The organism is Geminicoccaceae bacterium (genome assembly GCA_020638465.1).
Classification (GTDB): Bacteria; Pseudomonadota; Alphaproteobacteria; order Geminicoccales; family Geminicoccaceae; genus JAGREO01.
The window spans coordinates 1-1,547 of sequence record JACKIM010000005.1 but is presented as its reverse complement, the minus strand read 5'-3'; the positions used below and the strand labels follow the sequence as shown (position 1 = coordinate 1,547).

Here is a 1,547-nt window from a genome sequence, read left to right as displayed (position 1 = left end):
TCCATTGCCGGTTCTGTCCTTTGCACTCATGCGGCGTTGGCCCATGGCGGCCATGTCGGCGATCTGGCGGGCCATTCGCACTGGGTCGGCTGGGCGGCGGCTGCTGCCGCGGGAGCGATCGCGGCCTGGGCCATCAAGCGCGGCAAGAAGGGCAAGGCCGCCGACGAGGACAGATCCGGCAAGGCCGATGGCGGCAAGCAAACCGAATCCGCGGAGGCCTGAATCGTGAGCAACAGCGGGATCCCCGAGAAGACCGGCATCATGGTTTGCGGCCACGGCAGCCGTAACCAGAACGCCGCACGCGAATTCGCCACGGTCGCCGAAGGCCTGAAAGCCCGCTATCCGGATGTTCCGGTGGAATATGGCTACCTGGAGTTCTGCAACCCAGTGATCTCCGAAGGGCTCGACCGGCTGCGCGCCAAGGGCGTCACCCGCGTCCTGGCGGTGCCTGGCATGCTGTTTGCCGCCGGCCACGCCAAGAACGACATCCCTTCCGTGCTCAACACCTACCAGGCGCAAAATCCGGGCACAGTGATCAATTACGGGCGCGAGCTCGGCATCGATTTGAAGATGATTCGCGCCGCCGGCGCGCGCATCCAGGAGGCGCTCGACACGGCCAACAGGGAGCAGGGCGAGGTTGCCCTGCATGACACACTGTTAATGGTTGTCGGCCGGGGATCCTCTGATCCGGACGCCAATTCGAACGTGTCGAAGGTGATGCGGATGCTGTGGGAAGGTTTCGGCTTCGGCTGGGGCGAGACCTGCTATTCCGGCGTGACCTTCCCGCTGGTCGGGCCGGGGCTGAGCCATGCGGCGAAGCTCGGCTACAAGCGCATCATCGTGTTTCCCTATTTCCTGTTCACCGGCGTCCTGGTCAAGCGGATCTACTCCGAGACCGACGTGGTGGCAGCCGACCATCCGGAGATCCAGTTCATCAAGGCGTCTTACCTGAGCGACCATCCGCTGGTGCTCGACACCTTCCAGGACCGGGTGCAGGAGATCGTCGACGGCCAGGCGCTGATGAACTGCCAGATGTGCAAGTACCGAGAGCAGGTGCTGGGCTTCGAGGCCGAGGTCGGACTGCCGCAGGAGAGCCATCACCACCATGTCGAAGGCATTGGCGGCGGTCTGGAAAACTGCCCGTGCAACGGTGACTGCGACGCGTCCTGCCGGGACGAGGATTTCTGCAAGGCGCACGGGCTGCCATGGACGCCGGTGCACAGCCATGCGAGCCCGGCATCGCTCGAACCGGTGCATGACCATTCGCATGATCACGATCATCCGCACGATCACGATCACAAGCACGGTCACGATCATCACCATGATCATGGGCACCACCACGACCACGGGCATGACCATGACCACCCGCATGCGCATGACCACGAACATGACCACGAACATGGCCACTCGCATGGTCACGACCATAGCCATGGCCATTCGCACGATCATCATCACCATCCCTATCCGCATGCCGACCATCCGCAGGGGCCACGCTCGATGGAAAAGAAGAAGAGCTGAGTGGTGACCGCGCCAACGCCCATTCGTGA

General features: G+C 63.2%; 2 protein-coding genes. Both read left to right on the top strand.

Features of this window, described 5'->3' with window-relative positions; translation table 11 throughout:
* Positions 1-3 precede the first annotated feature (3 nt).
* Positions 4-222, top strand: a complete 219-nt coding sequence (locus H6851_21560; protein MCB9946186.1) for a hypothetical protein — start codon at positions 4-6, stop codon at positions 220-222.
* 39 nt (positions 223-261) lie between these two features.
* The gene (locus H6851_21555; GenBank protein MCB9946185.1) at positions 262-1,518 is read left to right on the top strand and encodes a sirohydrochlorin chelatase; all 1,257 of its coding nucleotides are present in this window, start codon (positions 262-264) and stop codon (positions 1,516-1,518) included.
* Positions 1,519-1,547 lie beyond the last annotated feature (29 nt).